This is a genomic window from Aquibacillus koreensis (assembly GCF_025154055.1).
Lineage (GTDB): Bacteria > Bacillota > Bacilli > Bacillales > Amphibacillaceae > Aquibacillus_C > Aquibacillus_C koreensis.
The window spans coordinates 113,089-119,088 of sequence record NZ_JAOALK010000018.1; the positions used below are offsets into that span (position 1 = coordinate 113,089).

The following is a 6,000-nucleotide window of genomic DNA, read 5'->3' on the forward strand; positions in this document are numbered from 1 at the left end:
TGATTACCGTACAGTTATTGTGGATAAAACCCACTGACGTTAATTATTACAATTTGCTGCCTTTTCAATTATAATTGGAATGCTCCTAAGCGATATGAACTTGAATCTGTTGATTTCTACAAGAATAATAGGTCTTTATAATGAAAGAGGATGCTCCTAAAAAGGGGGCATCCTCTTTACTAGTTTTTTCACTCTAATGAATAAAATGACACTAGGACGGGTTTCCATATAAATTTAACAGCTTAATGATTTGATAGCATATTTTATTGACTTTCTATTACATGTTAATCAATTATGTACCTAATTCACAATTTGTCGCAGTATCTGCCCTACCTCATTTTTCAATTAACTATATATATAGTAGTGTACAGCAACATTGGATAGAAAGGAGGGACTTTCTTGGCAGACAAAGAAAACAACAATAATCTAAATGAAATATCTAACAGTCTTATCAACATGCATGTTTCCGATTTATTAAATCGCTACAACATTTCAAAAGAGAGCAAAAAGCTTAGAGAATTATCAAGTGATGAGAAATCAAAACTAAAAGAATCAGTTGGCAATTTAAAACAACAGGTAGAGGCTTTTTTGGAAGATCAACAAAATAAGAATAATAATTTTTCCAATGAATCTACGCAAGCTTTAACAAATCAGCTTCAAAATCTAAAAAGAAGGTCAAATAACAAATAATTAAAAGGAGGAATTTCTAATGGGGAAAAATTCATTTGCCCAAACAAATGCTAATTCAGTAAGTCAATATGCCGATCAAATTGGTGATATCGAACAAAGATCAAATGAAGCAATTTTTGTTCTGAATTCGAAAGAGGTGACAGTAGAATCTACTGACACACAAGTTGCTGTATCATTACAGGTTGCACTTCAAGTTGCGATTGCTATTGTCGTTCAAATATCGATTGCAGATGATGCGCGTGCTGAAAAAGTCACGGAAGAACTAATGGGTTATGCCCGAATTGATCAGTCTAACCGTCAATTAATAGTAATTGATGGATGTGAAGGTGTAAACGTCTCAACAGTTGATACAGACGTAGCAGCGTCTATTCAAGTATTACTTCAAATTTTAGTAGCATTAGTTGGCCAACTAGATATTCTTTAATTCGAATGTTGAATTATCAACACCTTATATTTAAAGGTACCCTCATCAATAGTATATGGGTATGCAACTGGTTTGACACTATTATAAGGGAAAAAGCACACTTTTATTTAAAAGTGTGCTTTTTCCTGATTAATTATTGGTTGGTTATCAATATGTGAAGCAATTAGTTTGTATAATTTTATCCATTTATTAATCCTTTTCCTTCAAGAAACTCTCTTGCAACGGCTTCACTTTCTTCGTTATCAAGGTCAACCTTTGCATTTAATGCTTGCATCTCTTGTTCCGTAATTTGTCCAGCTAACCCGTTGAGTGCTTCTTCAAGTCCAGAGTAGTTATCGAGTACTTCTTGTCTAATAACAATTGCCGCATCATACTTAGGGAAGAAGCCTAAGTCATCTGCAGTAGTTTGTATGTTTTCGCGTTGAATTCTACCGTCAGTTGTGAAAGCCGGAATAACGTCCACATCACCTTGTAGTAACGCTTTATACATCACGTTTGGGTCGAAACTTTCTGTTGTAGCAAAGTTAAAGTCATAAGCTTCTGCAAATGCATCATACCCGTCACCTTGTCTTTCGTAGAAAGCATGAGGAGCACCGAATGATAGGTCTTCAGAGATTGCTGCTACATCAGAATATGTGTCTGCATTAAAAGTAGCATCTTCAAGATAGGCTAGTGTGTAGTTGTTTTCGAATCCTAAAGGCTCAAGCCATGTTGCATCATATGTTTCTTCATACCCTTGTCTTACTCTATTTAGGATACTCTCACTTGATTCTCCTTCTTCAGCTTGTTCATTTAAAACGGCTTCTAACCCTGTACCAGTATATTCTATATACATATCAATTTCGCCTTTTTCAAGTGCAGGTGTTAGAATGGCAACTTCACCTAGACCATCCTGTAAATCTACCGTATAATCCGTGTTCTCTTCAATATAGATGGCAAGAATTTGTGATAAAATATACTGCTCTGTCCAGTTTTTTCCTGAGACGACGATTGGTTCATTTTCACTCCCGTTTCCAGAGCAGGCGGAAAGTATTAGTGTTAATCCAATTAGTATCATTAATTTCTTCATGATTGTTTCTCCTTCATCCTAATATTTAATTCCTTTTGGTGTTACTTTTTTCTCAACAAACTTTAGTAAGGAATCGAAAAGCAAGGCCAATAATGCCACGGGAATCGCCCCTGCTAAGACAAGGCTATTGTTCCAAGACTGTAACCCTCTCCAAATTACATCTCCTAGCCCACCTGCACCAACAAAAGTGGCAAGGGTTGCCACACCGACTGTTAATACGGTTGCAGTCCTTACGCCAGCCATCATAAATGGCAAGGATAATGGTAATTGTATTTTCCAAAGAATTTGGCGCTGGGTCATACCCATTCCTTCACCAGCCTCAATAATTCCTTCATCCACTCCAGTTATACCGGTGTATGTATTTCGAAGAATTGGGAGTAATGCATAAATGATTAATGCAACAAGTGCTGTAATTGATCCAATTCCTAAAACGGGAACAAGAAATCCGAATAACGCCAGGCTAGGAATGGTTTGTAAGACAGCTGTAATACCGATATAAAACTCAGCAACTTTGCGATTTCTAGAAATATAAATACCAAGTGGCAATGATATACCCACAGCAATTAATATTGCAATAAATGAAAGGTAGAGATGTTGAATTGTCCGCTCTATTAATAAATCTTGCCGCGAAACGACGGTATCCATGAATACTTGTAAATGCTCCATTTATATTACCTCCATATCAATACCAGCAAGTTCTTTCAATAATTGGTCCTTGGCAATCCACCCGGTTGCTTCCCCATCTGCTGCCATCAAAATAATTTTATTCGCTTTAGATGTAAGCATCATTTTAGCAACTTCTTGGAGGGGAGAACTATCTGGTAATCTTGGAGTGCTTTCCTGTAACACTTCAGCAGTTAAAGGAAGCATTACTGATGACGCTTGTCGTTTACTTGTCGTTTCTATTGCTTGTTTCACACGGTCTTCCCCTATAAAAGACCGAACAAATGCATTGGAAGGTTGGTGAATCAAGGTGTCTGGGGTTGCAATTTGCTGTACACAACCATCTTTCATTACAATCACTTCATCTGAGATTTTAAGTGCCTCATCCATATCATGCGTAACAAATACAATTGTTTTTTGTATATTCTTTTGGAGTAGCTTTAACTCATCTTGCAATTGTTCTCTGCTAATTGGATCAAGCGCGCTAAATGGTTCGTCCATTAGAATGATAGGTGGTTTCCCGGCTAATGCTCGAATAACACCAATCCGTTGTTGCTGTCCTCCACTTAACTCTAAGGGATACCTCTTTTTATAGGTGCTTGGTTCTAGTCCAACTAAGTCAAGTAAATCGTCAACTTCCTTTTGATAGTCTTCTTTTTTCCATCCTTTTAGTTTGGGTACTAAAGCAACGTTTTCTTCTATAGTCATGTGTGGGAGTAATCCAATCCGCTGGATCACATAGCCGATATTGCGCCTTAGTTCTACGGGGTCTTGCTCGCTGATATCTGTTCCGTCTATTGTAATTGAACCAGATGATAGAGAGATTAATTTATTAATCATCTTCATCGTTGTTGTTTTCCCACACCCACTTGGACCGATAAGCGTAACTAATTTACCCTTTGCAACGCTAAATGAAACATCATCAACCGCAATTGTTCCGTCTTCAAACTGTTTGGTCACATGATCAAATGTAATCAACATGCTCACCTCCATGGTATGCTTTTAATTCATTCTATAAATAGCTCGAAACATAAGTCAAAGATAACGCTAGTTTTATAGTTGGTGAAAAATTATGAATCGATAAAAATTACAGAGGCAGAGTACTGAACTTTTTTTTCTTTGAAATCCTTTTGGGAGTTGTTGAAGCGGAGCGAATTGCAACCATTTAGTAATTTGTTCTCTTAAGTCTAAAAGGAACAAATATATAGTACCCTATTTTTATTGCTTTTAAATTTTCGTGAATATGTATTGGAAATGAGATTCGGTTATAAAATAACCTTAATTAAAGCATAAATGTTTTTAAAGGGAGATTTATACATGAAGATAGTAACAGAGAATGTAAAGCAGCAGATCAAAAAAGAGTTAAAAAACGTTGAGACGTCGTTATTAATTATTTCTCCATATTTACAAGGTGAAGTAATTGATCAACTATTATCCATAATAAGTGGTAAGGACATTGAATTAAAACTAGTTATATCAACTCCTGGACTTGATGCTATAACAGGGGTAATGGATATGCAAGCTCTTATACAGTTAGAAGAATCGGGAGCCATAATTAAGATGATGGAAAACTTAGAAACAAGCTTGTTCTTGATAGATGATCGTTATTTATATGTTGGTGTTCTAGATGAGCTAGTGGAGCAGAATAATAAAGGTTGTTTGTTTTTTGGGGAAGTGGATAAGGGAGAAATTGAGAAAATAAACCAGAAATATTGGGATAATGAAGAAATGGAGGACTTTAAGAATTATAAAGGTGTTGAAAAAGGCATTGAACAACTTAAAGAAAACAATGAACTCTTGTTTGATCAACTCGCCGATCTGGAAGATAAGATTAAATCGCTATCAAATACCTCTAAAGAAAACAAATCAGATTCATCTAGTGCAAGTGATAATACCAAAAGTGAGCAAAAGTTCATTTTTGATGATTTAAAAACAAAAGGTATAATTGAAACGTATGAATATGTACCATTAGATAAATATGAAGATCTCTACAAAATAGACCATAAGCATATTGTTAAAGTTCTTTCTTCTGAAGGAGATAAGGAATCAAAGTCTTTTCAATTTCAACTAACAGAGGATGACGCAGGTTTATTTAAACAAAGAGAAGTCCAATCGGTAATTATCTTATTAGGTGAGAAAAATGAATTTATTAGTTTGCCTTCTATGTTTGTTACGAAGCATATGTTAAAGAGAACCTATAAAGGTGAAGGTGGTTGGGAATTCGAGTTGACACGTACTGAAAAGGAGTTATTCCTAACAGTTAATGCCAAACGTGTGAAAAAAGAAATTGATATTAAGCAATATAAAGAAGGGCTTAATTTTAGAATGAAAGGAAAGAAGGTATAAAACCGATGATTAATAGCGGTTGAAAGTACTCAGGCGTATAGCGATGCTGAAAGGAGTGTTTAAATAAATAAGGGGGGATGAATAGACTTGGGATTAGAGATAACTGTATGATCTTAATCTTAAGAAGTACCATATGAAAAGTAGTAAAGATAAGTGATTTTCAATAAATGCTAGATTTAATCAATTTAGTAATCGCCCACTAATGATTTCAATGGAATAATTTGGACTGTATGTAGCTATTGTGTTTGGGTAGTGACCGTGATATATTATAAATCCGCCTTCAAAAGCGGTTAGCAAGATTCGAAAAAAATACTTAACATTGAATCTTAAAATGTGATATATTATTTTAGTCGCTTTCGAGGTGATTGAATGATAAATAAAAAAGTTGTTGACATCAATTGTACAACCTGATAATATATAGAGGTTGTCGAAAAAAACAACAACGCAAATTGATCTTTGAAAACTGAACAAAACAATCATTTATGTCAAGTAAGAAAAAAGCTAGTTTTTTGAATGAGTGAAGATTAATGATCTTCTACTAAGTTCGCCACGTCCTGTGGCAACGTAGAAGTCAGCACATCCGTGTGCAAGTACTTTATGGAGAGTTTGATCTTGGCTCAGGACGAACGCTGGCGGCGTGCCTAATACATGCAAGTCGAGCGCAGGAAGCAAGCTGATCCCTTCGGGGTGACGCTTGTGGAATGAGCGGCGGACGGGTGAGTAACACGTGGGCAACCTGCCTGTAAGACTGGGATAACTCCGGGAAACCGGTGCTAATACCGGATAATACTTTTACTCTCATGAGTTT

The 6,000-nt window shown here is 35.8% G+C and carries 6 protein-coding genes and 1 rRNA gene; 4 read left to right on the forward strand and 3 right to left on the reverse strand.

The features are described 5' to 3' along the window. Positions 1–399 precede the first annotated feature (399 nt). Positions 400–690 carry a hypothetical protein gene (locus NYQ66_RS05505; protein WP_259867741.1) on the forward strand — a complete coding sequence of 97 codons (291 nt, stop codon included), beginning with the start codon at positions 400–402 and terminating at the stop codon, positions 688–690. Between the two features lie 19 nt (positions 691–709). Next, entirely contained in the window at positions 710–1,114 is a 405-nt protein-coding gene (locus tag NYQ66_RS05510; RefSeq protein WP_259867743.1) for a spore coat protein, read from the forward strand. A gap of 178 nt (positions 1,115–1,292) precedes the next feature. Here the strand turns inward: NYQ66_RS05510 and NYQ66_RS05515 are convergent, their stop codons facing one another. The 3 genes from NYQ66_RS05515 to NYQ66_RS05525 are packed head-to-tail and all read right to left on the reverse strand — an operon-like array spanning position 1,293 to position 3,824. Then, a complete protein-coding gene (locus NYQ66_RS05515; protein WP_259867746.1) occupies positions 1,293–2,183 on the reverse strand; it encodes a glycine betaine ABC transporter substrate-binding protein in 891 nt (296 codons plus the stop codon). Positions 2,184–2,201: 18 nt separating this feature from the next. Further along, the gene (locus NYQ66_RS05520) at positions 2,202–2,849 is read right to left on the reverse strand and encodes an ABC transporter permease (RefSeq protein WP_259867748.1); all 648 of its coding nucleotides are present in this window, start codon (positions 2,847–2,849) and stop codon (positions 2,202–2,204) included. After that, the gene (locus NYQ66_RS05525) at positions 2,850–3,824 is read right to left on the reverse strand and encodes an ABC transporter ATP-binding protein (protein ID WP_259867765.1); all 975 of its coding nucleotides are present in this window, start codon (positions 3,822–3,824) and stop codon (positions 2,850–2,852) included. It lies immediately after the preceding gene. Between the two features lie 339 nt (positions 3,825–4,163). Here NYQ66_RS05525 and NYQ66_RS05530 point away from each other — a divergent pair, with 339 nt between their 5' ends. Both NYQ66_RS05530 and NYQ66_RS05535 read left to right on the forward strand, forming a co-directional pair. Continuing rightward, positions 4,164–5,192: a hypothetical protein gene (locus tag NYQ66_RS05530; protein WP_259867750.1), complete on the forward strand. Its 1,029-nt coding sequence runs from the start codon at positions 4,164–4,166 to the stop codon at positions 5,190–5,192. A 594-nt stretch (positions 5,193–5,786) separates the two neighbouring features. Next, positions 5,787–6,000 (forward strand): 16S ribosomal RNA (locus tag NYQ66_RS05535); the annotation flags it as partial.

What these genes read in the sequence shown, in the direction of transcription:
- NYQ66_RS05510 (WP_259867743.1), top strand. Translation starts at nt 710, where the DNA reads ATGGGGAAAAATTCATTTGCCCAAACAAATGCTAATTCAGTAAGTCAA.
- NYQ66_RS05515 (WP_259867746.1), bottom strand. Translation starts at nt 2,183, where the DNA reads ATGAAGAAATTAATGATACTAATTGGATTAACACTAATACTTTCCGCC.
- NYQ66_RS05520 (WP_259867748.1), bottom strand. Translation starts at nt 2,849, where the DNA reads ATGGAGCATTTACAAGTATTCATGGATACCGTCGTTTCGCGGCAAGAT.
- NYQ66_RS05530 (WP_259867750.1), top strand. Translation starts at nt 4,164, where the DNA reads ATGAAGATAGTAACAGAGAATGTAAAGCAGCAGATCAAAAAAGAGTTA.